A 24,460-nucleotide genomic window follows, 5' to 3' on the forward strand; every position below is an offset into this window, starting at 1 on the left:
ACGTGCCCACCCCATCCCCCGAACGGGCGAGATGGGACGATTCGGCCCCCCGAGGAGAGTGGCGGAGCGGAGGCGGATGGACGCGGACGGACCCGTTTGGTGCATCGTGCTCGCCGGCGGAGCGGCACGCCGGTTCGGCGACCGGCCGAAGCAGTTCGAGCCGGTCGGCGGGGTGCGCATGGTCGACCGGACCGTCGCCGCCGCCCGCCGCACCTGCGACGGCGTCGCGCTCGTCCTGCCGTCCGGACACGGGTGGACGGGCGAGCCGGTCGACTCCTTCGCCGAGGGCGGCGACCACCAGTCGGAGTCGTTGCGCGCGGGGCTCGCCACGCTGCCTCCCGACGCCGCGGTCGTCGTGGTGGCCGACCCCGCCCACCCGCTCGCGTCCGACGCGCTGTTCCGATCGGTGATCGCGGCGGTGCGCGAGGGCGCGGACGGGGCGGTGCCGGTCGTCCCGATCCTGGAGGTCGTCCAGCGCGTGGCCGACGGCCGTGTCCACGAGACGCTGCCGAAGCACGACCTCGTGCTGACGCAGACCCCGCAGGCGTTCCGCGCCGGTGCGCTGCGTGCCGTGCACGCCGACCGGCCCCGTCCGGTGGAGAACTCCGGCCTGGTCGTGGAGCGCGGGTACGGGGTCGTCACCGTTGCCGGTGATGTCCGCAACGTCCATGTCACAACACGGGCAGAACTGGCGATAGCCGAGAGTCTGACGTTTCGTGAGATTTGCTGACCGGACCAGCACTGCACTACGACATGCGCAAGCAATCCCGATACAGCGGAGGGACACGCTACCCAATGGACTACGACACCCCGGTGGTCATCCTCTGCGGAGGACAGGGCACGCGGATCCGCGAGGTCAGCGAGCGACTGCCGAAGGCGATGGTGGACATCGGCGGACGGCCGATCCTCTGGCACATCATGAAGCTGTACAGCCACTTCGGTTACCGCCGCTTCATCCTCTGCCTCGGGTACAAGGGCTGGGAGATCAAGCAGTTCTTCCTGGACTACCGGTCCCACATGTCCGATTTCACCCTTTCTCTCTCCGAGGGTGATCACCAGCCGCAGTTCCGCAACGGCGTGGCCGACGAGAACTGGGAGATCACCTTCGCCGAGACCGGGCTCGAGGCGGGCACCGGCGCGCGGTTGCGTCGCATCCGCGACTACATCGACACCCCGCAGTTCATGATGACCTACGGCGACGGCGTGAGCGCCGTCGACATCGCCCACCTCGCGAAGGCCCACGCGGACGGCGGCCGCATCGGCACCGTCACCGGCGTGCACCCGACGTCGAAGTTCGGCGAGATGCAGGTCGACGGCAACGTCGTGGCCGAGTTCAACGAGAAGCCGACGCAGGTCACCGGCTGGGTGAGCGGCGGGTACTTCGTCTTCGAGAAGACGTTCCTCGACGACTACCTCGACGACGACGAGGACCTGTTCCTCGAGGCCGAGCCCTTGCAGCAGCTGGCCCGCGACAAGCAGCTCACCGTGAACAAGCACGAGGGCTTCTGGGCCGCGATGGACACCTACAAGGACTACCAGGCACTCAACGGGCTCTGGGCCGCAGGCGACGCCCCTTGGAAGCTGTGGGAGAACGAGCGCGCCACCTGGTGACGCCGGCGCGACACACGCACACCCAGGCCCCGACTCGCGGGGGTACGGCGCGCATCCCCCGCGAGTCGGGGCCTGAGGCGCGCGAGTCGCGCCACGAGACCCCGGGAGTCGGGGTCGTGAGGTAGCGGGTCGTCAGGCGCGCCTGGCGGCGGCGTCGAGCAGGCGCAGCCAGTCGTCGACGCCGGAGATCGAGGACGCCCGCACCGCCGGTGCCGGGGTGAGCGCCCGGATCGCGCGCTCGACCTCGGCCGGATCGCCGTCGGCCGTCACCAGCAGCGGCCACGACTCACCGCCGAGCACGCCGTTGACCTCCTCCGTGCGGTGCGCGGTCTGGAACAGCCGGACGGCGTCGAGGGTCCGATCGTCGAAGCGGCCGTCGGCCTGCACCGCAGGCAGGCCTGCGGCCCGCAGCAGGTGCTGGGCCGCCTGCACAGGAGCCCCGCGGTCGTCCTTGCGCAGCAGCGGCCAGGACGCCCGGCGGGCCGCCTTCCCGGACAGGCGCTCGCCGAGCAGCCCGGCCACCTCGCCGCGCAGCGCCGGCAGCATCCCGTATAGGGCGTCTCCAGGGCAGGCGGTGTCCTTGAAGTCGCGGTGCCCGACGATCTCCGCCGGTCCGATCCCGTACTGCTCGCAGATGTAGGCGCACGTCGTGCGCAGGCTCTCCCACAGCGCGTCGGGAGGTTCCTCGGCGCTGTAGGTGCCCTCGTTCTCGATGCCGACCGCGACGACGTTCTGCCCGGTGCAGTGCGCCCCCTCCACCTGCCGGCGGCCGCCGCGCAGGACCTCGAGGCTGCGGTGCCTGCCCTCCAGGACGAAGCCGCCACGGCTGATCGTGAAGTTCTGCCCGGTGTCGATCCACCCGCGCCGGTCCATGTGGAAGCCCTGGATCAGCCGCGCGACGTTGTCGGCGGCGCCCCGGCTGACGTCCTCGACGTTCGCCGTGGCGGTGTGGTGCACGATGATCCGGATCGGCCGCTGGTTCCACACCGGGATGACATCGCGGTTCGGCCGGGCGCCCCACTCGTCGCACCCGATGATCGTGGGGCTCTCCGCGGCCCGCGCCCGGGCAGGCCGCGCGAGGCCGCCGAAGGCGCCCGCGAGGACGAGACCTCCGACGATGACGCTGCGACGGGGCAGATCAGGAGCCATGCCGTCCTCCCGTCGGTGCCCTCTCGGCGCGTGCACATCGGATGACTGTCGATCTCCGCACGATGCGTGACGGACCGGCCACGCACAACGGGTGCTCCTCGAAGGTGTGATCGCCCGGTCGGGCGCGCGGGGCGGTGCGCGCCCGCCCTTGTCGCGGTTACCGATGGGTAATATGCTGGGGTTACCGACGGGTAGGCGATGGGGAGCGAGTCAGATGGGCCACTTCAGGAGCAACCTGCGGGACCTCGAGTTCAACCTCTTCGAGGTGTTCCGGGTGCAGGACCGGTTGGGCAGCACGCCCTACGACGCGATCGACACCGACACCGTGCGCGGAGTGCTCACCGAGCTGAACGCGCTGGCCACCGGCCCGCTGGCCGAGTCGTTCGTCGACGCCGACCGCAACCCGCCGGTGTTCGACCCGGCCACGCACTCCGTCACGCTGCCGCAGTCGCTCAAGGACAGCTACCGAGCGCTCTGGGACGGCGAGTGGTGGCGGCTGAGCCTGCCGGCCGAGCTCGGCGGCTACGGCATCCCGTCCACCGTCCAATGGGCGGCCTCCGAGCTGATCCTCGGCTCGAATCCCGCCGCCTTCATGTACATGGCCGGACCGAACTTCGCCTCCGTGGTGCACCGCAACGGCACGGAGCAGCAGAAGCGCTGGGCCGAGCTCATGATCGAGCGCGGGTGGGGAGCCACCATGGTGCTCACCGAGCCCGACGCGGGCTCGGACGTGGGCGCGGGGCGCACGAAGGCCGTGCAGGAGCCGGACGGCACCTGGCACATCGAGGGCGTCAAGCGCTTCATCACCTCGGCCGAGCACGACCTCAGCGAGAACATCATGCACCTCGTGCTGGCCCGCCCGGAGGGCGCCAGGACCGGCACCAAGGGCCTGTCGCTGTTCCTCGTGCCGAAGTTCCACTTCGACCCGGAGACCGGCGAGCCGGGCGAGCGCAACGGCGCCTTCGTCACGAACGTCGAGCACAAGATGGGCCTCAAGGGCTCCACGACGTGCGAGCTCACCTTCGGCCAGCACGGCACACCCGCCGTGGGCTGGCTCCTCGGCGAGGTGCACAACGGCATCGCCCAGATGTTCCAGGTGATCGAGTACGCCCGGATGATGGTGGGCACCAAGGCCATCGGCACGCTCTCGGCCGGGTACCTGGCCGCGCTGGAGTACGCCAAGGAGCGGGTGCAGGGCGCCGACCTCACCCGGCAGCTCGACAAGACGGCCCCGCGCGTGACGATCACGCACCACCCGGACGTCCGGCGCATCCTGATGCTGCAGAAGGCCTACGCCGAGGGCCTGCGCGCCTTGTACACCTACACGGCCACCTTCCAGGAGCAGATCGCCACGGGCGAGGCCACCGGCGCCGACACCACGCTCGCGTCGCGCGTGAACGACCTGCTGCTGCCCATCGTCAAGGGCGTGGGGTCCGAGCGCGCCAGCGAGCAGCTCCTGCTGTCCCTGCAGACGCTCGGCGGGTCGGGGTACCTGCAGGACTACCCGATCGAGCAGTACATCCGGGACGCGAAGATCGATTCCCTCTACGAGGGCACCACGGCGATCCAGTCGCTCGACCTGCTGTTCCGCAAGATCGTGCGCGACAACGGTCAGGCGCTGGGCCACGTGGCCGGCGAGATCCAGGCCTTCCTCGACGCGGAGGCGGGCAACGGGCGCCTCAAGGAGGAGCGCGCCCTGCTCGCCACGGCGCTCACCGACGTCCAGGGGATGCTCGGCACGCTCACCGGCTTCCTGATGGCCTCGGGCGAGGACCCCACGAGCCTGTACAAGGTCGGGCAGAACAGCGTCCGGCTGCTGATGGCGCTGGGCGACGTGCTGATCGGCTGGCTGCTCCTGCGTCAGGCCGAGGTGGCGCTCACGGCGCTGGGCGGGGAGCCGTCGGACCGGGACAAGGCGTTCTACGAGGGCAAGGTGGGCGCCGCCCGGTTCTTCGCGAAGACGGTGCTGCCCCAGCTGAGCGCGCAGCGCGCGATCCTGGAGAGCACCGACAACAGCCTGATGGAGCTGCCCGAGGCGGCCTTCTAGCCCTCACCCCGGGTTGCCACTTCACGCAGTGCAGGTCTTGCGTGGAGTGGCCACCCGAGTCTGTGAAGTGCGTCATACCGGCGTGGGTTGCTGTGGTGGCGACTGCCTAATGTGAGCGCTCACGAAGCGCGCTCGTCGTGGGTGCGCCACGTTGCGCGCAGCACTGTGAGCGTTCACGGGGGTGGTCGTGGTCCGAGACGGGCGGGGGCGCGACGGCGCTCCCGTGATGCTCGACGTCGCGGCCCGGGCGGGCGTCTCCTACCAGACCGTCTCCCGGGTGATCAACGATCAGTCGGGCGTGCGCGGATCGACCCGGGAGCGGGTGCTCGCCGCGATGCGCGAGCTCGGCTACCGGCCCAGCCTCGCCGCGCGATCGCTGGCCTCGGGCCGCTCGCGCACCATCGGGATCGTCGCGGCCGGCTCCGACCTGCACGGCCCGGTCCGGACGCTGCGCGGCGTCGACGAGGCCGTCCGCGACGCGGGCTACTCGGTGAGCACGGAGACCCTCTCGCGGTTCGACCGTCCTTCGGCCCTCGCGGCGGGCGAGCGGCTGACCGCGCAGGGCGTCGAGGGCATCGTGGCGATCGACCCGGAGGTGGACGCCGCCGCGGCGTTGCGGGAGCGGCGGGACGGGCGCCCACTCGTGGTGCTGCGCGGCGGGCTGGACGCCGTGGCGGCGGGCGTGGGTTTCGACGGTGCCGCGGGCGCGCGGGACGCCGTCCGGCACCTGCTCGGCCTCGGCCACCCCACCGTGCGGCACCTGGCGGGTCCGCTGCGCTGGGCCGCCGCCCGATCCCGCGCCGAGGGGTGGCGAGCCGCTCTCGAGGCCGCGGGGGCGCCGGTGCACGAGCCGCTGCTGGGGGACTGGAGCGCGCGCTCCGGGTACGAGGCCGGCCACGTGCTCGCCGCCGATCACGGCGTCAGCGCGGTGTTCGCCGCCAACGACCAGATGGCGATCGGGCTGCTGCGCGCGCTGCACGAGGCCGGCCGCGCCGTGCCGGGCGACGTCAGCGTCGTCGGTTTCGACGACGTCCCCGAGGCCGCCTACCTCATCCCGCCGCTCACGACGCTGCGCCAGGACTTCGCCGATGAGGGGCGGCGCGCCGTCGGGATGCTGCTCGACCGCATCGAGCACCCCGGCACCGAGCCCGTCCCCGTGCGGATGTTCCCCGACCTCGTCGTGCGCTCCAGCACCGGCCGCTACACCCCATCCCCACCCGTAGGAGGAATGCCGCAGTGACGTCCCTGCCCTACCACGAGGACCCGCGCCCGGATGCCCGGACGCTCCCACCACGGGCGGCGGTGGCGTCGAACGCGCCGCAGCTGAGCCTGAACGGGCAGTGGCGCTTCGACCTGGCGCCGACGGTCGCGCAGGCCCCGGAAGGGTTCGCCGACCCCGGTTTCGACGACGGCGGCTGGGCCCAGCTCCCGGTTCCCGCGCACTGGCAGTTGCACGGCTACGGCCGGCCCGCCTACACCAACGTCCGCTACCCGTTCCCGATCGACCCGCCGCACGTGCCGACGGAGAACCCGACGGGCAGCTACCGCCGGACGGTCGCCGTGCCCGCGGACTGGACGGGCGGCCGGATCGTCCTGCGCTTCGAGGGCGTCGACTCCTGCTTCGCGGTGTGGGTCGACGGGCACGAGGTCGGCACCGCGCAGGGCAGCAGGCTCCCCGCGGAGTTCGACGTCACCGATGTGGTCCGGCCCGGGGAGGACACCCTCGTGGCCGTCCGCGTGCACCAGTGGTCGGCGGGCAGCTACCTCGAGGACCAGGACATGTGGTGGATGTCGGGGATCTTCCGCGACGTCGCGCTGCTGTTCCGGCCCGCGCGCGGCATCGACGACGTGTACGTGCACGCCGACTACGAGGAGGGCGTCGGCACGTTCCGCGTGGACGTCGACGGCGCCCCGCAGGCCCGGGTGCTGCTGCCCGAGCTGGACGTCGACGTCGCACCCGGCGAGCAGGTGCGCCTGGACGCCGTGCAGCCGTGGAGCGCAGAGGTACCGCGCCTCTACGACGTGCAGGTGGTCACCGACACCGAGCACATCGACCTGCGGGTCGGTTTCCGCACCGTGCGCATCGCGGACGGGCTGCTCACGGTCAACGGCAACCGGGTGCTGCTGCGCGGGGTGAACCGGCACGAGTTCCACCCCGACCGCGGCCGCGCCGTCACCGAGCAGGACATGCTCGACGACGTGCACCTGATGAAGCGGCACAACGTCAACGCCGTGCGCACCAGCCACTACCCGCCGCACCCCCGGTTCCTCGACCTGTGCGACGAGTACGGCCTGTACGTCGTGGACGAGTGCGACTTCGAGACCCACGGCTTCGAGCAGGTGGGCTGGCGCGGCAACCCCACCGACGACCCGACGTGGGCGGACGCGCTCACCGACCGGATGCGCCGGATGGTGGAGCGGGACAAGAACCACGCCGGCGTGATCATGTGGTCGCTCGGCAACGAAGCCGGGACCGGCCGCAACCTCGCGCTGATGTACGACTACGCGAAGGACCGCGACCCGAGCCGGCCGGTGCACTACGAGCGGGCCCCCGACGGGCGCTGGTCCGACGTCTACAGCCGCATGTACGCCCCGCACGCGGAGGTCGAGCTGATCGGCCGCCGCGAGGAGCCGGCCCGCGGGGTCGACCCGGTGCAGGACGCCGCGCGACGGGAGTCCCCGTTCGTGCTCTGCGAGTACGGGCACGCGATGGGCAACGGCCCCGGCGGGCTCACCGAGTACCAGGAGCTGTTCGAGGCGCACCCCCGCTGCCAGGGCGGGTTCATCTGGGAGTGGATCGACCACGGCATCCGCACCCGCGATGCGCAGGGCTGGGAGTTCTACGGCTACGGCGGCGACTTCGGGGAGGACCTGCACGACGGCAACTTCGTCGCCGACGGCCTGCTCTTCCCCGACCGGACGCCCTCGCCGGGCCTGCACGAGTTCGCGAAGGTCGTGGAGCCGGTGCGGATCGCCGCCACCGCGGAGGGCCGGCTGCGCATCACCAACCTGCACGAGGTGCGCGACCTCACCCACCTGCGGTTCGCCTGGAACGTCGAGGAGGAGGGCGTGGAGGTCTCCGCCGGCGAGCTGGAGGTCCCGGCGGTCGCGCCGGGTGCGAGTGTCGAGCTCGACCTGCCGGCGAAGGCCGACGGCGGCGCCGAGGCGTGGCTGACGGTGCGCGCCGCCCTCGCGGCGGACGAGCCGTGGGCGCCGGCCGGGCACGAGGTGGCGTGGGGGCAGGTGCTGCTGGCGGAGCGGCCCACCACCGAGATCGTCCGCGCCGACGGCCCGGTCGCGCTGGACCCGGTGCGGGGCGTGCTCACCGAGTTCGCCGGGTTCGCCGTCGACGGCCCGCGCCTGGACGTCTGGCGGGCCCCCACCGACAACGACCGGATCCCGCGCGGCTCCGCGGCCGAGGCCTGGCACACCATCGGGCTGAACCGGTTGCGGCACCGCGTGCAGGACGTGCGGCACGAGGACGGCAGCAGCGTCGTCGTCCGCACCCGCACCGCCCCGGCCGCCCTGGACGTCGGCCTGCTCACCACCATGCGCTGGACGCCGCTGTCCGGAGCCGGGCTACAGCTCGACGTGTCCGTGCAACCCGAGGGCGAGTGGCCCGGTTCCCTGCCCCGCTTGGGTCTGGTGTGGTCGCTGCCCGCCGAGCTGGACACCGTCACCTGGTACGGCGGCGGGCCCGGTGAGGCCTATCCGGACACCCGGGCCGCCGCCCGCGTCGGCCGGTTCACCAGCTCGATCGACGCCCTGCAGACGCCCTACGTCATGCCGCAGGAGAACGGCAGGCGTACGGACGTGCGGTGGGCCGAGATCACCGGCGGCTCCGGCACCGGGCTGCGGGTGGCCGCCCTGCCCACCGAGGACGGGCCTGCGACGTTCGGCCTGACGGTGCGTCGCTGGACCAGCGCCGACCTCGCCGCCGCGCGGCACCCGGTCGACCTGGAGCCGGGTGACCGGGTCTGGCTCACCGTGGACCTCGCCCACCGCGGCGTCGGCACCGCGAGCTGCGGCCCGGACGTGCTTGCCCAGCACGAGCTGTACGCGGAGCCCGCGTCCCTGCGGCTCGTGCTGACGCCCGCCTGATCGCCTGAGCCGCGGTCGCGTCCTGCCCTCGTGAGGACGCGGCCGCGGCTGCCTCAGCCGGCGATGTAGTTCTGCAACTGGGCCCGTTCGGACTCGAGCAGGTCGATCCGGGCCTTCACCAGGTCGCCGATGCTGACGATGCCCGCCAGCTCGCCGTCGACCACCACGGGCAGGTGCCGGAAGCGGCGGGAGGTCATCACGGCCGCGAGGTCGGTGACGTCGTCACCGGGACTGCAGGTGGTGACCTCGGTGGTCATGATGTCGGCCACCCGCGCCTCGAGCAGCCCCGGGCCGCCGGCGTGCAGGCGGCGCACGACGTCCCGCTCCGAGACGATGCCGACGAGCCGCCCGCCGTCGACGACGGGCAGCGCACCCACGTTGTGGGCGGCCAGCTCGCTGATCAACCGGCTGACCGTGGCGCCCGGTTCCACCGTGGCCACGGCATTGCCCTTGTTCCGCAGCACGTCCGCGATCCGCATCCCGAACCCCCGATCTCGTCGTCGCTGACTGTCGTCGCTGACGGATCGAGGGTACGGGCAGCGGTCACTCCTCGCACACGATGCGCGGCGCCGGGTTGTACCGGGTGGTCATGGTCTCGCTGCGCGTCTCGCCGGTGCTGACGTTGCGCAGCGTGCGGGTGTCGGTGATCGTGAACCCCGGCTTGCCAGTGCTCGGGTGGCAGTCCTCGCCGGCCGGCAGCGTCAGCTCGTTGGGTTCGGTGGGCTTGGTGCGCGGCCCGAACGACCCTGTGACCTCGAACTGGCGCTGACCGAAGATCTGCACGGTGAGCGAGGTCGGGGTCCAGTTGGTGCGGATCAGCACCGGTGTGGGGTTGTCGTTGCGGAAGCGGTTGTCGATCGCCCCGGTGGCGATCGTCGCCTCCCGGCCCGCCGGGTAGCGGCTGATGTAGAAGCTGTGCGCCTGGTGCTCGAGCAGCGTCATTCCGGCGAAGTACGAGGCGTTGTACAGCGTGGTGGACACCTGCGACACACCGCCTGCGATGCCGGTGGCCGAGCGCCCGTCCTGGATCACGCCGGCTTCGACGTACCCGTTGGACGCGGTGCGCGGCCCGGTGACGGCGTCGAGGCTGAACGTCTCGCCCGGCTGCACGACGGTGCCGTTGACCAGCTGGGCCGCGCGGCGGATGTTCACTCCCGAGTCGGCGGCGAACCCGCCGGTGGTGAACTCGCCGATGACCTCCGGGTTGCCCAGCGCCTGCAGCTCCTCGGTGGTGACCTCTGCGGGCTGGTCGGCGTAGACGGCGGTGATCTCCCGCGGCGGCGCACCGGTGAGCACGCCCAGCAGCTGGGCGAGCGTGGCCTCGTAGTCGACGCCGCGACCGTCCTGGGACGGCACGACGACCGGCCGGCCGCCGGAGAACTCGAACGTGGCATCGCGGCCGGGCACCTCGGACGCCGCCATCTGCGGCGCGAGGGCCTCCTGCACGGCCTGCTGGTTCAGCTCCGGAACCAGGTCGCCGTTCGCCGCCGCGAAGCTGAGCGACGCTGCGATCACCTCGGGCGTGAGCTCTCCGCGCACGTCGTTCTCCCCGACGACCGTGACCGGGGCCGCGACCGCGGGCTGTGCGACCTGCTCGATGGCGGCGGCGACGTCCTCGGGCGTGGTGGTGGCCGGCAGCTCGATGAGGGGCAGCGCGACGGCGCTCCCGTTCGCCCACTCCCGCTGCAGGACCTCGGCGGACGCGGCCACGTCGAGTCGCTGGCCGGGCTTCGGGTCCACCGGCTGCGGCTGCGTGCCCTCGAACCGCACCGACCCCTCGACCGGCTCCCGGTCGACGATCGGGCCGAGCTGCTCGAGCGCCTGGCTCAGCGCGGTGGGGTCGGCGCTCGTGACGACACCGACCTCACGCTCGCTGAAGAACGAGGTGATCCGGGTGATCGGGTTGAGCGGCTGGGCGCCGGTCTGCTCCATCGTGCTCGCCCAGTTCACCGACAGCCCCGCCGCGACGGGGTCGATCTCCCCGCGCACGTCACCGACCGTGACCGGGATCGGCGCCTCCGTGCGGGGACCGATCTCGGCCCGCAGGCGCTCCTCGGCGTCGGCGAGGGACATGCTGCCCACGCCCACTCCGGCCACCGAGACCCCGCGTGGCACCGAGCCGGCGCTCAGGAGCAGGTCGGCCCCGTACAGCAGACCGAGCCCGACCACCACGGCCGAGAGCACCAGGAGGCGCCGACGGCCCCGACCGCGACCGCGGCGACCACCCGGACCACCGGGCCCGTCGTCCACGGGACCGACGCGCGTGGGCCCGTCCATCGGGGGCATCGGGGGCCGCGCCGCGACCGGGATGCGCTGGGTGGTCTGCTCGGCGGTCGGGCCGGCCGGGGTACGGGGCAGCACCTGGGTGGCCTCGGCGTCGGGGCCCGGCCAGGACGGGCGCGCACCGCCTGCCGGAACCGCGACGGTGGCCGCCTCCCCGATGGGCGGGTGGCCGTTCGACTCCCCGCTGACGGGCTGGGCGGCTCCCGCGTGGCCGTTCGGAGCCTGGCCGTTCGGGGCCTGGCCGTTCGGTGCCTGGACGTTGGGGGCCTGGCCGTTGCCGGGCTGGCCGGTCGGTGCTGCGGCAGCGGGCGAGGCGTTGCCCGCCCGACCGGCCGGCGTGCGCACCGTAGGACTCTCGCTGTCGTCCTCGGCCTCGTCGCGCGGGCCGGGCGCGGGGCGCGCGGCAGGCGAGGGACGCGCAGCCGGCTGGTCGCCGCTCCCCGCATCCCCCGGAGCCCGGACGGGCGACTCGGCCGCCTGGCCCCACTCACCCGACGCGACCTGCGCGGTGCCCCCCGCTGAGCCGCTCGTGTGCGCCTCGTCCGCGCCGTGTCCGTTCTGCGTCGTCTCCGGCTCCGGAGGAGCCGCCGCCTCCCCAGGCGATGACCGCCGCTCGGGCATGAAGTCCGTTCCCCTCAACCATCGGACCGGGCATCAGCCCGGCTTGTCACAGGTACAGCCCCGTACCGTGCTCGGTACGCTCCGTGGCGACGGCGTGCACTTCCCGCTCCCGCAAGACCAGGTAGTTGGCTCCGTGCACGTCGACCTCGTACTGGTCGTCACGCGCGAACAGCACGCGATCGCCGACCTTGACCGTGCGCACGTGTGCCCCCGTGCCGACAACCTCCCCCCAGACAAGACGCTTGGCGACCTCTGCGGTTGCCGGGATGACGATTCCGGCTCCGCTGCGCCGCTCGCCTGACGACTCCGGCTTCACCAGCACCCGGTCGTGCAGCATCTGGATCTCGAGCTTGGCGTCCTGCACCGGCACGATGCTACGAGCCGGGTCCGACACCACACTGACCGGCCCGTATGGGAAAGCCCCGCGGTGCTGTCAGGTCGGGGGTCCGACAGCACCGCGGGGCTGTACTGAGAATCGGACATGAGGGCCCTGTCGTTACCTCTGATCCGCGTACGCGCCGAATTCACCCGTTCGGACCATGGCAGGTCAGGGTTGCGTGAGCAGGTACCGGCCGAAGTGGGGAACTGTGAACGCGATCTGCCCGCGCTGCGCCGAGAAGACGAGCCCCTTCTTCAGGAGGCTGTCGCGGGCGGGCGAGAGCGACGAGGCCTTGCGTGAGAGGTGGTCAGCGATCCCGGAGGTGCCCACGGGATCGTCGCGACCCTCGGCCAGCTCGGCCATCGCCCGCAGGTATTCCCGTTCCGCCGGGGTGGCGCGCTCGTACCGCGAGCCGAAGAAGCCCACTGCGAGCTCGCCCTCGGCCTCCGGTGCCGCCAGCTTGACGTCGGCCGCACCGATCGGGCTGCGCGGCGCCGCATCCCAGGCAGCCTTCCCGTAGGCCTGCACGAAGTACGGGTAGCCGCCGGAGGCCTCGTACAGCACGTCGAGGGCGTCGATGTCGAAGGTGGCGTCCTCCCGTTCGGCAGGCGCGAGCAGCGCGAAGTCGGCGTCGGCGCGGTCGAGCTTGTCGATGCGGGAGTACTTGAACAGGCGCTCCGAGTACGACTTCGATGCCGAGAGCACCGCAGGCAGGTGCGGCAGGCCTGCGCCCACCACGACGAGCGGAGCCCGTGACTGGGACAGCTCGTGGCACGCCGCGCAGAGTGCGGAGACGTCGTCGGGGCGCAGGTCCTGCATCTCGTCGATGAGCAGCGCCACGCCCGTTCCGACGTCCTTGGCGAGCTCGGCCACCTCGGTGAACAGCTCGACGAGGTCGATCTCGATGTCCCCCGAATCGGCCCGGCCGCTGGCCACCGGCACGTCGATGCCGGGTTGCCAGCGCTCGCGCAGCTTGGCCCCGTCGGGCGCCGAGCGCAGGGCGAACGCCTTGAGCACGCCCAGTACCTCGTCGGCCCGCTCCGGGTCGACGGGCTCGTCGCCCGCCCGCTCCGGGTCGCGGTGGCGCACGGCGAGGTCGCGGATCGCGCGGTGCAGGGCGGCGGCGAGAGGGCGGCGCAGGTCCGCGTCCGGCCGCGCCTCGATCTTGCCGGCACCCCAGCCTGCGCGCAGCGCCATCGACCGCAGCTCACCGAGCAGGACCGTCTTGCCGACGCCGCGCAGCCCCGTGAGCACCAGGCTGCGTTCCGGCCGGCCCCGCGACACGCGTTCGAGCACGATCTCGAACGCGTCGAGCTCCTTGTCGCGGCCGGCCAGCTCGGGGGGCCGCTGGCCCGCTCCGGGCGCGAACGGGTTCCGCACGGGGTCCACCCATCGGACGGTATCGGCGGATCTTGCTCAAATCCTAGAAGCGGCTATCGAAGACGATGGCGTGTCGCCGATCGCTCCCTCTACCGCTTTCTACGATGCTCTCTAGAGTCCGCGATACTCCACGATCAGCCCGGCAGGGCGCCCGCCCGTGCGTCCACGACGGATGCGCCGATCTCGGTCAACCGCTCGACCGCGTAGGCCGGGTCGATCAGGGACTCCGGCATGTGGATGCCCGGCGGGACCGCCTCGCCGCGCATCCCGAGCAGCCGTTCCACACCGAGGGCGATGCCGAGCGCAGTCAGGGGCCGCTGCCCCTCCGCGTGGACGAGGTGATGAGCGGTGTGCAGCGGTGCACCCGCCGGATCCACCCCGTCGATGTCGATGCGGATCTCGACGGACGGCTGCCCGCCGCCGCGCCGGCCCGCGGACTCGCCGACCGCGAAGTCGAAGCGCACTCCTCGCGCGCCCGTCGCGAGGGCCAGGCTCGGCACGTCGAGGATCGCGATGCTCTGCGCCGCCAGCACGGTGCCGTCGACGCTGCGCACCTCGCCCTGCACCTCGGGGCCACCGACCCAGGTGAAGACGCCGTCGCGGCGCTGCAGCCCTGCCGAGGTGGCGGCCAACAAGCGTTCCAGGTCCGCCAGCGCCGCCGGTCCGCCGACGTCCTGCTCGTCCAGGACGGCACCGACCCGGATGGCGTCGACCCGGCCGAACTCCCGGGCCAGGTGCAGCGCCACGAGGACGCCGACGCCGGCGCAGTAGTGGCTGGCCACGAGGATCGGCGAGGTCGCCGGCCGCTGGACACCTGCCACGACCTCGGGGGCGATGTCGATCAGGCCACTGGAGATGCTGAGGTAGGGCACCGCGTGCCGCTGCGCGTGGCGCAACCCGTGCAGGTGGTCGTCCCACAGCGCGGCGACCACCGCCGAGCAGCGGTGACCGGCCGGGAGGCCGAGGTCGCTGCGCCCCACGTCGCCGGCGACGGCCGTGGCATTGCCGAGTTCGTCGGCCACCCGCTGGGCGCGGTCGACGTCCCGGGCCGCGATCGTCAGGGGCAGCGTGGGATGCCACCTCCGCAGGACGGCGGCGGCGCCCGCGCCCGCCTGCCCCGAACCCCCGAGGATCAGTACTGGATCACGTTCCACGACTACCTCGATCCCTCGTAGCTACATTTTGTAACTTACACTTTGTAGCTTAGAGTGGGTTGGAGCGCAAGGAGGGCGATGACGACGACGCGACCGGGCCGCCTGTCCAAGCAGGCCAGGCGGGAGCAGTTGCTCGACACCGCCCTGGGGGTCGTGCGCGCGCACGGCGCGGACGGCCTGACCCTGGTCACCCTCGCGGAGGCCGCCGAGGTGAGCAGGCCGATCGCGTACGACCACTTCGGCACGCGCTCCGGCCTCCTGCTCGCGCTCTACCGGCGGCTCGAGGAGCGGCACCGGGCAGCGCTGGCCGAGGCACTGCGGACCGCCGTGCCCACCGCCGGCGCGGTCGCGCGCGTCATGAGCGCCGCGTACTTCGACTGCGTCACCGACATGCCCGAGTTCGCCGCCGTCTCCGCCGCACTGAAGGGGAACCCGGAGGTCGAGGCGAGCCGGCACGAGATGCTCGACGGCTACACGGACCTGATGGTCGCCGCCCTGACGCCGCACTCCGACCTGCCGACCGGCGCACTGCTGCTGCGCTGCGCCGGCGTGCTGGGTGCGGCCGAGGCGATCGCCGCCGAGCTGGCCCGCGAGCGCACCACCGCCGCCGACGCGGTCACCGCACTGGCCGACCTGATCCTCGGCGGCCTCATCACCGCGGACCACCGCCGGTAGCAGGCGGCATGGACTCCGATCGCCCTCTCTACGGCTTCATCGTGAAGCTGCTAGAAAGCGCGAGAAACGGCGATCAGGCCCGTCGCGTGGCGGCGTCCGCCAGGCAGAACAGCCCGAAGGCGGCGAAGCCGACGGCCACCAGCGCCAGCAGGCCCGCGCCGAGGCCGGTGGTGCCGAGGGTGCGCAGCGCCGCGTCGAGCCCGCCGGCCCGTTCCGGGTCCGCGAACAGCGCGGCGGCGCCGGCCAGCACGCCGACGACGCCGAGGGCGAGCGCCCGCGCGAGGTGCCCCGCCACGCCGACGACCTCGATCGTGTGGCGGAGGCCCGGACGCAGGCGGCGGACGTCGAGGTCGCCCATGAACGTGCGCCGCACGCCGGTGTAGGTCATCGCGCAGGCGAGGAAGACAACCACGGCGGCGCCGAGCCCGAGCAGGGCCCGGCCGGCCGGGAGCGCCAGCACGTCGGCCGCCACCGTCTGCACCGTGCTCTCGCCGCCCGATTGCATGCCTGTCAGGTAGGACAGCACGATCACCGCGAGCGCGGACATGGCGATCGCCTTCGCGACAGCGCCCACCCGCTTGCGCATCCGCTCGCCGCCCGACACCCAACGGAAGCCGACGGCGGCTGCCATCAGCTGCCACACCGCGAAGGCGAGCAGGCCGACGGCGGCGATCCCGAGCGCGAACACGCCACCCGGCGTGCGCGCGATCGTGCCGACGGCGCCGTCGGCGTCCGGGGGAGCGTCGGGCACGCCGAAGGCCACCTGCAGCGCCAGCCACGCCACGATGAGGTGCACGATGCCGTAGCCGACGAGCCCGATCCGGCCGAGCACGTCGACGACGCGGCCCGGCGCATCGGACGGGCCTTCCCGCACCTTCCTGCGCAGGTGGACGAGCGGGCGCGCCATCCGATCACCTGCTCCTCCGCCGCTCATCCCGGTCCGCTCATCCCAGTCTCTTCCGCACTCTCGCCCGATTCCTAGAGACTCCGATACTCCCCGATCTGGTTTCCTGTGGCCGTGACCGCGACCGATGAGGCCCGCACACCCGAGATCGTGACGGAGGGGAACGGCTGGTTCGAGCAGCTCGGCGACCGCGCCGAGGTCGACGTCACCTTCACCGCGGTGGCCCGTTCACGCTCCACCGCCGTGGCCGAGCTCGGCACGCGCATGGCCGGTGCGGAGGCCGCGCTGCGGCGCCCCGGGCTGGACGTGCGGCACCGCAGGCTGCGGGTGCACAACGAGTGGCGCGACGGCCGCGTGGTCGGCTGCCGGGCGGCCGAGGATCTCGCGCTGCTCGTCACGGACGTCTCGGCGCTGGACGACGTACTGTCGGCCCTGCTCGGCGCCGAGCCCACGGACCTGCGAGGGCCCCGCTGGGTGCTCACCGACCCCGCTGCGGCGCTGCGTGAGGCGCAGCAGCGCGCCGTGTCCGACGCCCGGACCCGCGCCGAGGGGTACGCCACCGCGCTGGGCGGCAGGCTCGGCCCGTTGCGGCGGCTGTCCGAGGTGGCCGAGCACTCCGCCCCGATGGCCTACCGGACGGCGGCGGTCGAGTCGGGCGGCCCCGATGTACGCGCGCTGGGGCTCGAGCCAGAGCCCGTGCGCGTCACGGCGAAGTGCACGACGACCTGGGTGTTCCTGTCCTGACCGACCACCGCACACGGACGGTGGCGCCGTCGGGCTCAGCGCTTGTCGCCGGGCACCACGGTGCCCTCGATCACCAGCGGGTCGGAGCGGTCCGGACGCGGCTCGCGCTCGACCACGTCGCCCTCCACCACCTCGCCGTCGACCACCGGGGCCTGGGACCGGATGCGCGCGGTGCGCAGATCCGGTGAACGCTTCTCGGCGGCCTGGACCAGCCGCCGGCGGGCGAGCGCCCGTACCGGCGGCAGCAGGAGCAGCAGGCCGGCGAGATCGGTGACCAGACCGGGCACGAACAGCAGCACGCCGCCCGCCGCCACCAGCATCCCGTCGGTGAGCTCGGCCGTGGGCACGCGACGGTTGTTCACGGCCTCGGCGAGCGCCTGCGCGGCCCGCACGCCTTCGCGGCGCGCGAGCCACAGGCCGAGCACCGAGCCGGCCAGCAGCACGAGCAGCGTCCAGCCCAGCCCGATCGCCGACCCGAGCGCGACCAGCGCGACGATCTCGACCACGAGGTACAGGAGCACGAACGCCATACCCCTAGTAACGCACGAGATGCCCTCCGTGCTCCCGGTCCACGGGTCACGGATAGGTCACCTCCGTCACCACGTGAGCGCGAGCCCCGGATCGGTCAGGAGCGCGCCGACGTCGGCGAGGAACCGCGACCCCTGCTCACCGTCGACGAGGCGGTGGTCGAACGAGAGCGACAGCTGGCACACCGTGCGTACCGCCAGCTCACCGTCCACGACCCAGGGCGTCGGCTTGATCGCGCCGACGGCCAGGATCGCCGCCTCACCGGGGTTGATGATCGGCGTGCCGGTGTCGACGCCGAACACCCCGACGTTGGTGATCGTGAAGGTGCCGCCCACCAGGTCGGCGGGCGGTGTCTTCCCGGCACGGGCCGTGGCCGTGAGCTCGCCGAGGGCGCCGGCCAGCTCGCGCAGCGACAGCGTGTCGGCGTCGCGGACCTTGGGCACGATCAGCCCGCGCGGCGTGGCCGCGGCGATCCCGAGCTGCACCCGGTCGTAGTAGACGATCTCGCCGGCCGCCTCGTCCCAGGACGCGTTGACCTCGGGCGTGCGCCGCGCGGCCAGGCACACGGCCTTGGCCACGATCGCCAGCGGTGTGAGCTTCACGTCCGCGTACTCGCGCGTGGTCCGGAGCCGGTCGCGCAGCGCCATCGTGGCCGTCACGTCCACGGCGAGGAACTCCGTGACGTGCGGCGCGGTGAACGCGCTGCTCACCATGGCCGCCGCGGTGGCCTTGCGGACCCCGCGGATCGGCTCCCGACGCACACCACCCACAGCGGCCGGCGCCGGGGCGGGCGCGGCGGCAGCCTCGACGTCGGCCCGGGTGATCACACCGCCGGAGCCCGTGCCGGCGAGGGAACGCAGATCGACGCCGAGATCCTTGGCGAGCTTGCGAACAGGCGGCTTGGCCAATGGAACGGTGGCGGCGACACCCTCCTCGCCCGAACGAACGGCGCTTTCGTTGCTACCTGGCCGACGAACGTGCCGTTCGTCCACCGGGGGAGCGGTGGGAGCGGCCTCCCGGGGCTGCGCCCCTGTCGTCGAGCGGCGGGGACGGCGGGTCACCGAACCCGGCCTCGGGCCGTAGCCCACCAAGTTGGCGATGCGGCCGTCCGCGCCGGCCTCTCCGATCTTGGCTCCTCCCTCGTCGCCGGCCCTGGGGGCCGGCGCCTCGCCCGTCGGCGCCTCGCCCGTCGGCGCCCCACCCGTCGGCGCCCCGCCCGTCGGTGCCCCGCCCGTCGGCGCCCCGCCTTCAGCGGCCTCCGTCTCGATCGCGATGATCGGCGTGCCGACCGCGATCGTCGTGCCGGGCTGGGCGAGCAGTTCACCCACCGTGCCCGCGTACGGGCAGGGCAGCTCGACGGCGGCCTTCGCCGTCTCGATCTCGCAGATGACCTGGTTGACGGTGACGGTGTCGCCCGGCTGGACCTGCCAGCTGATGATCTCGGCCTCGGTGAGACCTTCACCGACGTCGGGCATGGCGAACTCTCGGCGCACCGGTTTCACCACGCCAGCGAGCGGTCGACGGCGTCGAGCACCCGGTCGAGGTCGGGGAGGAAGTCGTCCTCGCACTTGGACGGCGGGTAGGGCGCGTCGAACCCGGTGACGCGCAGTACCGGCGCCTCCAGCGAGTGGAACGCTTCCTGCTGCACGCGGGCCGCCACCTCCGAGGTGACCGACGACTCCGGCGGCGCCTCGGACACGACCACGAGGTGCCCGGTGCGTCGCACCGACTCCACGACCGGGTCGAGGTCCAGCGGCGACAGCGTGCGCAGGTCGATCACCTCGATGTCCAGGCCCTCGGCAACGGCCGCGGTGGCGGCCTCCAGGCAGGTCTTGAGCACCGGGCCGTACCCGGCGAGCGTCAGCGTGCGACCCGGCCGCACCACCCGGGACGCGAACAGCGGTGGGGGATCGCTCTCCGGATCGACCTCGCCCTTCTCCCAGTACCGCCGCTTCGGCTCGAAGAAGATCACCGGGTCGTCGGAGGTGATGGCCTGCTGGATCATCCAGTAGGCGTCCGTCGGGTTCGAGCAGGCGACGACCTTCAGGCCTGCGACGTGCGCGAACAGCGACTCCGGCGACTCGCTGTGGTGCTCGACCGCGCCGATGCCCCCGCCGAACGGGATGCGCACGACCACCGGCACCGGGACCTTGCCCTGCGAGCGGAAGTGCAGCTTGGCCAGCTGGGAGACGATCTGGTCGTAGCCGGGGAACACGAACCCGTCGAACTGGATCTCGCACACCGGCCGGAAGCCGCGGATCGCGAGACCGACGGCGGTGCCGATGATCCCGGACTCGGCCAACGGGGTGTCGAGCACGCGCTGCTCCCCGAAGTCCTTCTGCAGCCCGTCGGTGACGCGGAAGACGCCGCCGAGCTTGCCGACGTCCTCGCCCATGACGAGGACCTTCGGGTCGCGCTCCATCGCTGTGCGGAGGCCGTCGTTGAGGGCCTTCGCCAGGGTCAGCTGCGTCATCGCCCGGCCTCCTCGAACGACTCGTGGTAGGCGAGGTACTCGGCCTTCTGGGCCTCCAACACGGGAGAGGGCTCCGAGTAGACCTGCGAGAACATCCGGTCAGGGGCCGGTGGTGGCATGTTCACGCAGAACTCGCGGAACCGCGCCGCCAGCGCATCGGACTCGGCCTGCACCTCGTCGAAGAACTCCTGGCCGGTGCCGTGCTCGCGCACCAGGTTCACCCGCACCCGCTCGATCGGGTCCTTGAGCTTCCACAGCTCCAGCTCGTCGGCGAGCCGGTAGCGCGACGGGTCGTCGGAGGTGGTGTGCGCGTCCATGCGGTAGGTGAAGGCCTCGACGAGCACCGGGCCGTTGCCCGAGCGGCACTCCTCCAGCGCCCACCGCGTGACGGCGAGGCAGGCCAGCACGTCGTTGCCGTCGACGCGGATGCCGGGGAAGCCGTAGCCGGCAGCGCGCTTGTAGAGCGGCACCCGCGTCTGGCGCTCGGTGGGCTCGGAGATGGCCCACTGGTTGTTCTGGCAGTAGAAGACGACGGGTGCGTCGTAGACGGCGGCCCAGACGAAGCCCTCGTGCACGTCGCCCTGGCTGGTGGCGCCGTCACCGAAGAAGCAGATGGTGGCCTCGCTGTCGGGGCCCTCACCGACCTTGCCCTCGAAGCGCTGGCCCATCGCGTAGCCCGTGGCGTTGAGGCACTGGTTGCCGATGACGATCGTGTAGAGGTGGAAGCGGGCTTCCTGCGGGTCCCACGAGCCGTGGTCGGTGCCGCGGAAGATCCCCAGCAGGTCGGTGGGGTCGATCCCGCGGGTCCACGCGACGCCGTGCTCCCGGTAGGACGGGAAGGCCATGTCCTGCGGTGCCAGCGCGCGGCCCGCGCCCACCTGGGCGGCCTCCTGGCCGAGCAGCGGCACCCAGATGCCGAGCTGGCCCTGCCGCTGCAGCGCGTTGCCCTCCCGGTCGATGCGGCGGACGAGCACCATGTCGCGGTACAGGTCCTTCAGCTCCGCGACGCCCAGGTCGGCCCCGTAGGAGTCGAAACGGGGGTCGGACACCCGCTCGCCCTCCGGGGTGAGCAGCTGGACGAGCTCCGGATCCCCCTCGTCGGTGGCCTTCAGGCCGGCGACCACGTGGTCGCGCCCGCGCCGGGACTCCGGGCTGGCTGCCGTGGGCGGGGTCCAGTCGTGTGGAACGGACACGCTGCCTCCTCGTACTCTCTCCAGCCGCTCCCGTTCGTGGCGGGCGCGGAGGACGCGGCCCGGCCGAGTCGCCCGGGGTGAGGGCGCCTTTGCCGGCTCGCCGTCATCCTGGCACGGGCGGCCCCCGCGGGGCGCACCTGTCGGCACGCACGAACGGCACGTCCCCGACCACGGGGACGTGCCGTTCGGAGATGGCCCTACGGCGTCGGCGACTGGCCGGGCTGCGGGGCGGGCGGCGTCTGCTGCGGCGGGGTCGTGTAGCCCGCCGTCTTGCCGTACCCGGCGTTCTGGTCGTAGCCCTGCGTGGGCCCGCCCTGCGGGTATCCGTTGCCCGCGGGCCCGTGGCCCGGGGTCTGGCGGATCCCGGCGACGCCCTTCGCCTTGTCGGTGGCGCCGCGGATCTGGCCCGAGTACTTGCCCTTGGTCTGCTTGTCCACGAAGGACGCAGCCTGGTCGAGGTACTTGGACGCCTTGTCGGGGTTGCTCTTCGCGTAGCGGCGCGCGGCCTCGGCCGCCGTGGCCAGCATCGCCAGCCGTTTGAACAGGGGCATCGCGGTCCTCCGTGGTAGGTGCACTCATCGCGGACAACGCGCCTGCGGTGTCTGCTGGTTCCAGGAGTACCCAACCTAGTCCTGGTCCTCACAGGTCCGCGGCGATGAATCACTCAGGGTGACGTCACACAACAGTGACCGACTCAGAGGTGTCCTGGAAGCCGCCGGATGGCAGCATCCCCGCGTACTCACCGCCCACGAGGAGGTCCCCGTGCCCGCCATCCGTCGTTCCATCCCGATCGCGCTCGGCGCAGCCGCGCTCGCCGTCGTCCTCGCGGGATGCGGGGGTGGAGGTGACGACGCGGCCCCGGCCGCCGGAGGCGTGGAGCTGGTGAACGACGGCGCGCTGACCACCTGCACGCACCTGCCGTACGAGCCGTTCCAGTTCCAGGACGGCGCGGAGATCGTCGGCTTCGACGTCGAGATGGTCGACCTGGTGGCCGCCAAGCTCGGGGTCGAGCAGCAGATCATCGACATGCCGTTCGACGGCATCCAGTCCGGGGCCGCGTTCGACTCCGGCCAGTGCGACCTCGGCGCCGCGGCGATGACGATCACCGAGGAGCGCAAGCAGAACATCGACTTCTCCGACCCCTACTTCGACGCCACGCAGGCCCTGCTGGTGCAGGAGGCCTCCGGGATCGCCGACCCGGCCCAGCTCGCGGGGAAGAAGGTGGGCGTGCAGAACAGCACGACCGGCCAGCTGTACGCGCAGGAGAACATCGCAGGCGCCGAGATCGTCGTCTTCGAGGACCTCGGGCTGCTGACCACTGCGGTGCAGACCGGCACCGTCGAGGCGGCGATCGCCGACAACGGCCCGCTGCTGGACTTCGCGAAGAAGAACCCGGGCCTCGCCGTCACCGCGGAATTCCGCACCGACGAGCAGTACGGGATCGGCGTCCGCAAGGGCAACACCGCCCTGCTGGCGGCGATCAACGAGACCATCGCCGCCTCGCGGGCCGACGGGAGCTACGACCGGATCTACGAGAAGTGGTTCGGCCAGGCCCCGAGCCAGGGCTGACCCCCCGCATGGCACTCACCCGACGCCAACGGGCCCAGGCGTGGCGCGGCGTCCAGTACGGGATCGCGGTCGCGGTCGCGCTGGTCGTCGCGTTCACCGCCGACTGGGGCACGATCGGCCGCGCCTTCTTCGACCTCGAGGTCGCGGCGAGCCTGTTCCCCGACGTCATCATCATCGCGCTGCGCAACACGGTGGTCTTCACCGCGCTGGGTTTCCTCCTCGCGCTCGCACTCGGCCTCGTACTGGCCCTCATGCGTCTGTCGTCGATCGCCGTCTACCGCGGGGTCGCCGGGGCGTACATCGAGTTCTTCCGCGGGCTGCCCGCCCTGCTCGTGTTCATCGCGATCGGGTTCGGCATCCCGTTGGCCTTCCCCGGAACCAATCTCGACCGCACGCTCGCCATCACGCTCGCCCTCGGCATGGTCGGCTCCGCCTACATCGCCGAGACCATCCGCGCCGGCATCCAGGCGGTGCCGCCCGGCCAGGTGGAGGCGGCGCGCTCGCTCGGGATGTCGCCGGCGCGCACGATGGTGTTCATCGTGATCCCGCAGGCGTTCCGCATCGTCCTGCCGCCGCTGACCAACGAGCTGATCCTGCTGACCAAGGACTCCTCGCTGGCGTTCCTGCTCGGCACCACCCTGACGCAGCAGGAACTCGCCCAGTTCGGCCGCGCCGCTTTGAACGAGGTGAAGAGCCTCACCCCCCTGCTCGTCGTGGGGCTCTGCTACCTGATCATCACGATTCCGCTCTCGTACCTCGCGCGCCGCCTGGAGCGCCGGTTCGGCAGCGCGGGCATGCCGAAGGGCGCCGAGGTATGACCGACACCGTGGTCCGCGTCACGGACCTGCACAAGTCCTTCGGCAGCAACCACGTGCTGCGCGGGATCGACCTCGAGGTCGCCCGCGGCGAGGTGGTCTGCATCATCGGCCCGTCCGGGTCCGGCAAGTCCACGCTGCTGCGCTGCGTGAACCTGCTCGAGGTGCCCACCGGCGGCACGGTCGTCGTGGGCGACCACGAGATGACCGACCCGGACGTCGACATCGACGCCGCGCGGCGTACCACCGGCATGGTGTTCCAGCAGTTCAACCTGTTCGCGCACCTCTCGGTGCTGAAGAACCTCACCATCGCCCAGCGCCGCGTGCTCGGGCGCAGCCAGCAGGACGCCGAGCGGGTGGCCCGGGAGAACCTCGAGCGGGTGGGGCTCGCGAACCGGGAGAACGCGATGCCCCGCCAGCTCTCCGGCGGCCAGCAGCAGCGCGTGGCGATCGCCCGCGCGCTGTCCATGGACCCGACGGTCATGCTCTTCGACGAGCCCACGTCCTCGCTCGACCCCGAACTGGTGGGCGACGTCCTCGACGTCATGCGGGGCCTCGCCCGGGAGGGCATGACCATGCTCGTGGTGACCCACGAGATCCAGTTCGCCCGCGAGGTGGCCGACCGCGTGCTGTTCATCGACGGCGGCGTGATCGTGGAGGAGGGCCCGCCTGCCGACGTGGTCGGCAACCCGCAGCAGGAGCGGACGCGCACGTTCCTCGCCCGGGTGCTGCACGGCACGGCCGAGGTCTGACCCTACCATCGATACACTATAACTGGACGAACAACTGATTTTCCTATCGAGCTGTATAGGTGAAGCCCCAGCTATCAATCGT

The 24,460-nt window shown here is 72.3% G+C and carries 22 protein-coding genes; 10 read left to right on the plus strand and 12 right to left on the minus strand.

The genetic code is table 11. The annotated features are described in order from the left end of the window. Window positions 1–76 precede the first annotated feature (76 nt). Window positions 77–730, plus strand: coding sequence for a 2-C-methyl-D-erythritol 4-phosphate cytidylyltransferase (locus tag CFP66_RS09490; protein WP_158228054.1), 654 nt, complete (start codon window positions 77–79; stop codon window positions 728–730). A 65-nt stretch (window positions 731–795) separates the two neighbouring features. Continuing rightward, window positions 796–1,611 carry a glucose-1-phosphate cytidylyltransferase gene (locus CFP66_RS09495; RefSeq protein WP_094922233.1) on the plus strand — a complete coding sequence of 272 codons (816 nt, stop codon included), beginning with the start codon at window positions 796–798 and terminating at the stop codon, window positions 1,609–1,611. 132 nt (window positions 1,612–1,743) lie between these two features. Here CFP66_RS09495 and CFP66_RS09500 read toward each other — a convergent pair whose 3' ends face one another. Continuing rightward, complete coding sequence (locus tag CFP66_RS09500; protein ID WP_094922234.1) at window positions 1,744–2,760, minus strand: N-acetylmuramoyl-L-alanine amidase; 1,017 nt, start codon at window positions 2,758–2,760, stop codon at window positions 1,744–1,746. A 214-nt stretch (window positions 2,761–2,974) separates the two neighbouring features. Here CFP66_RS09500 and CFP66_RS09505 point away from each other — a divergent pair, with 214 nt between their 5' ends. From CFP66_RS09505 to CFP66_RS09515, 3 genes are all read left to right on the plus strand, one after another. Continuing rightward, the gene (locus CFP66_RS09505) at window positions 2,975–4,807 is read left to right on the plus strand and encodes an acyl-CoA dehydrogenase (protein WP_094922236.1); all 1,833 of its coding nucleotides are present in this window, start codon (window positions 2,975–2,977) and stop codon (window positions 4,805–4,807) included. Between the two features lie 226 nt (window positions 4,808–5,033). Continuing rightward, window positions 5,034–6,047, plus strand: a complete 1,014-nt coding sequence (locus CFP66_RS09510) for a LacI family DNA-binding transcriptional regulator (protein WP_094922421.1) — start codon at window positions 5,034–5,036, stop codon at window positions 6,045–6,047. Next, the gene (locus tag CFP66_RS09515) at window positions 6,044–8,908 is read left to right on the plus strand and encodes a glycoside hydrolase family 2 TIM barrel-domain containing protein (RefSeq protein ID WP_233159259.1); all 2,865 of its coding nucleotides are present in this window, start codon (window positions 6,044–6,046) and stop codon (window positions 8,906–8,908) included. The genes CFP66_RS09510 and CFP66_RS09515 overlap by 4 nt, the downstream gene beginning before the upstream one ends. A 53-nt stretch (window positions 8,909–8,961) precedes the next feature. On the opposite strand, the gene CFP66_RS09520 is transcribed toward CFP66_RS09515, so the two are convergent. The 5 genes from CFP66_RS09520 to CFP66_RS09540 form a co-directional block, all read right to left on the minus strand. After that, window positions 8,962–9,387: a CBS domain-containing protein gene (locus CFP66_RS09520; protein ID WP_094922238.1), complete on the minus strand. Its 426-nt coding sequence runs from the start codon at window positions 9,385–9,387 to the stop codon at window positions 8,962–8,964. A 64-nt stretch (window positions 9,388–9,451) separates the two neighbouring features. After that, the gene (locus CFP66_RS09525; RefSeq protein WP_094922239.1) at window positions 9,452–11,536 is read right to left on the minus strand and encodes a VanW family protein; all 2,085 of its coding nucleotides are present in this window, start codon (window positions 11,534–11,536) and stop codon (window positions 9,452–9,454) included. A 322-nt stretch (window positions 11,537–11,858) separates the two neighbouring features. Further along, a complete protein-coding gene (locus CFP66_RS09530) occupies window positions 11,859–12,176 on the minus strand; it encodes a co-chaperone GroES (protein ID WP_198961333.1) in 318 nt (105 codons plus the stop codon). Window positions 12,177–12,359: 183 nt separating this feature from the next. Further along, window positions 12,360–13,580 (minus strand): ATP-binding protein, encoded by a 1,221-nt coding sequence (locus tag CFP66_RS09535; protein ID WP_094922241.1) that lies wholly within the window; start codon window positions 13,578–13,580, stop codon window positions 12,360–12,362. 125 nt (window positions 13,581–13,705) lie between these two features. After that, window positions 13,706–14,725 carry a saccharopine dehydrogenase gene (locus CFP66_RS09540; protein ID WP_094922243.1) on the minus strand — a complete coding sequence of 340 codons (1,020 nt, stop codon included), beginning with the start codon at window positions 14,723–14,725 and terminating at the stop codon, window positions 13,706–13,708. 78 nt (window positions 14,726–14,803) lie between these two features. Between CFP66_RS09540 and CFP66_RS09545 the strand changes: the two genes are divergently transcribed. Beyond that, a complete protein-coding gene (locus CFP66_RS09545) occupies window positions 14,804–15,400 on the plus strand; it encodes a TetR/AcrR family transcriptional regulator (RefSeq protein WP_094922244.1) in 597 nt (198 codons plus the stop codon). 73 nt (window positions 15,401–15,473) lie between these two features. Here CFP66_RS09545 and CFP66_RS09550 read toward each other — a convergent pair whose 3' ends face one another. Then, the gene (locus tag CFP66_RS09550; protein ID WP_158228055.1) at window positions 15,474–16,307 is read right to left on the minus strand and encodes a DUF1206 domain-containing protein; all 834 of its coding nucleotides are present in this window, start codon (window positions 16,305–16,307) and stop codon (window positions 15,474–15,476) included. A gap of 111 nt (window positions 16,308–16,418) precedes the next feature. On the opposite strand from CFP66_RS09550, the gene CFP66_RS09555 reads away from it, so the two are divergent. Continuing rightward, entirely contained in the window at window positions 16,419–17,048 is a 630-nt protein-coding gene (locus CFP66_RS09555; protein ID WP_094922426.1) for an SIMPL domain-containing protein, read from the plus strand. A 35-nt stretch (window positions 17,049–17,083) separates the two neighbouring features. Here CFP66_RS09555 and CFP66_RS09560 read toward each other — a convergent pair whose 3' ends face one another. The 5 genes from CFP66_RS09560 to CFP66_RS09580 all read right to left on the minus strand — a co-directional run bounded on the left by CFP66_RS09560 (window position 17,084) and on the right by CFP66_RS09580 (window position 21,793). Continuing rightward, window positions 17,084–17,578, minus strand: coding sequence for an FxsA family protein (locus CFP66_RS09560; protein ID WP_094922247.1), 495 nt, complete (start codon window positions 17,576–17,578; stop codon window positions 17,084–17,086). Window positions 17,579–17,644: 66 nt separating this feature from the next. After that, complete coding sequence (locus CFP66_RS09565) at window positions 17,645–19,051, minus strand: dihydrolipoamide acetyltransferase family protein (RefSeq protein WP_094922428.1); 1,407 nt, start codon at window positions 19,049–19,051, stop codon at window positions 17,645–17,647. Between the two features lie 23 nt (window positions 19,052–19,074). Further along, entirely contained in the window at window positions 19,075–20,049 is a 975-nt protein-coding gene (locus tag CFP66_RS09570; protein ID WP_094922249.1) for an alpha-ketoacid dehydrogenase subunit beta, read from the minus strand. Then, window positions 20,046–21,242, minus strand: coding sequence for a pyruvate dehydrogenase (acetyl-transferring) E1 component subunit alpha (gene pdhA / locus CFP66_RS09575; RefSeq protein WP_094922250.1), 1,197 nt, complete (start codon window positions 21,240–21,242; stop codon window positions 20,046–20,048). Before pdhA ends, CFP66_RS09570 begins: the two co-directional genes overlap by 4 nt. A 197-nt stretch (window positions 21,243–21,439) precedes the next feature. Beyond that, complete coding sequence (locus tag CFP66_RS09580; protein ID WP_094922252.1) at window positions 21,440–21,793, minus strand: antitoxin; 354 nt, start codon at window positions 21,791–21,793, stop codon at window positions 21,440–21,442. Between the two features lie 211 nt (window positions 21,794–22,004). On the opposite strand from CFP66_RS09580, the gene CFP66_RS09585 reads away from it, so the two are divergent. The 3 genes from CFP66_RS09585 to CFP66_RS09595 are packed head-to-tail and all read left to right on the plus strand — an operon-like array spanning window position 22,005 to window position 24,378. Beyond that, window positions 22,005–22,811: a basic amino acid ABC transporter substrate-binding protein gene (locus CFP66_RS09585; protein ID WP_094922253.1), complete on the plus strand. Its 807-nt coding sequence runs from the start codon at window positions 22,005–22,007 to the stop codon at window positions 22,809–22,811. Between the two features lie 8 nt (window positions 22,812–22,819). Beyond that, window positions 22,820–23,629: an amino acid ABC transporter permease gene (locus CFP66_RS09590; protein ID WP_094922255.1), complete on the plus strand. Its 810-nt coding sequence runs from the start codon at window positions 22,820–22,822 to the stop codon at window positions 23,627–23,629. Continuing rightward, window positions 23,626–24,378 carry an amino acid ABC transporter ATP-binding protein gene (locus tag CFP66_RS09595; RefSeq protein ID WP_094922256.1) on the plus strand — a complete coding sequence of 251 codons (753 nt, stop codon included), beginning with the start codon at window positions 23,626–23,628 and terminating at the stop codon, window positions 24,376–24,378. Before CFP66_RS09590 ends, CFP66_RS09595 begins: the two co-directional genes overlap by 4 nt. The last annotated feature ends 82 nt before the right edge of the window (window positions 24,379–24,460 follow it).

It is taken from the genome of Pseudonocardia sp. MH-G8 (assembly GCF_002262885.1).
GTDB lineage: Bacteria > Actinomycetota > Actinomycetes > Mycobacteriales > Pseudonocardiaceae > Pseudonocardia.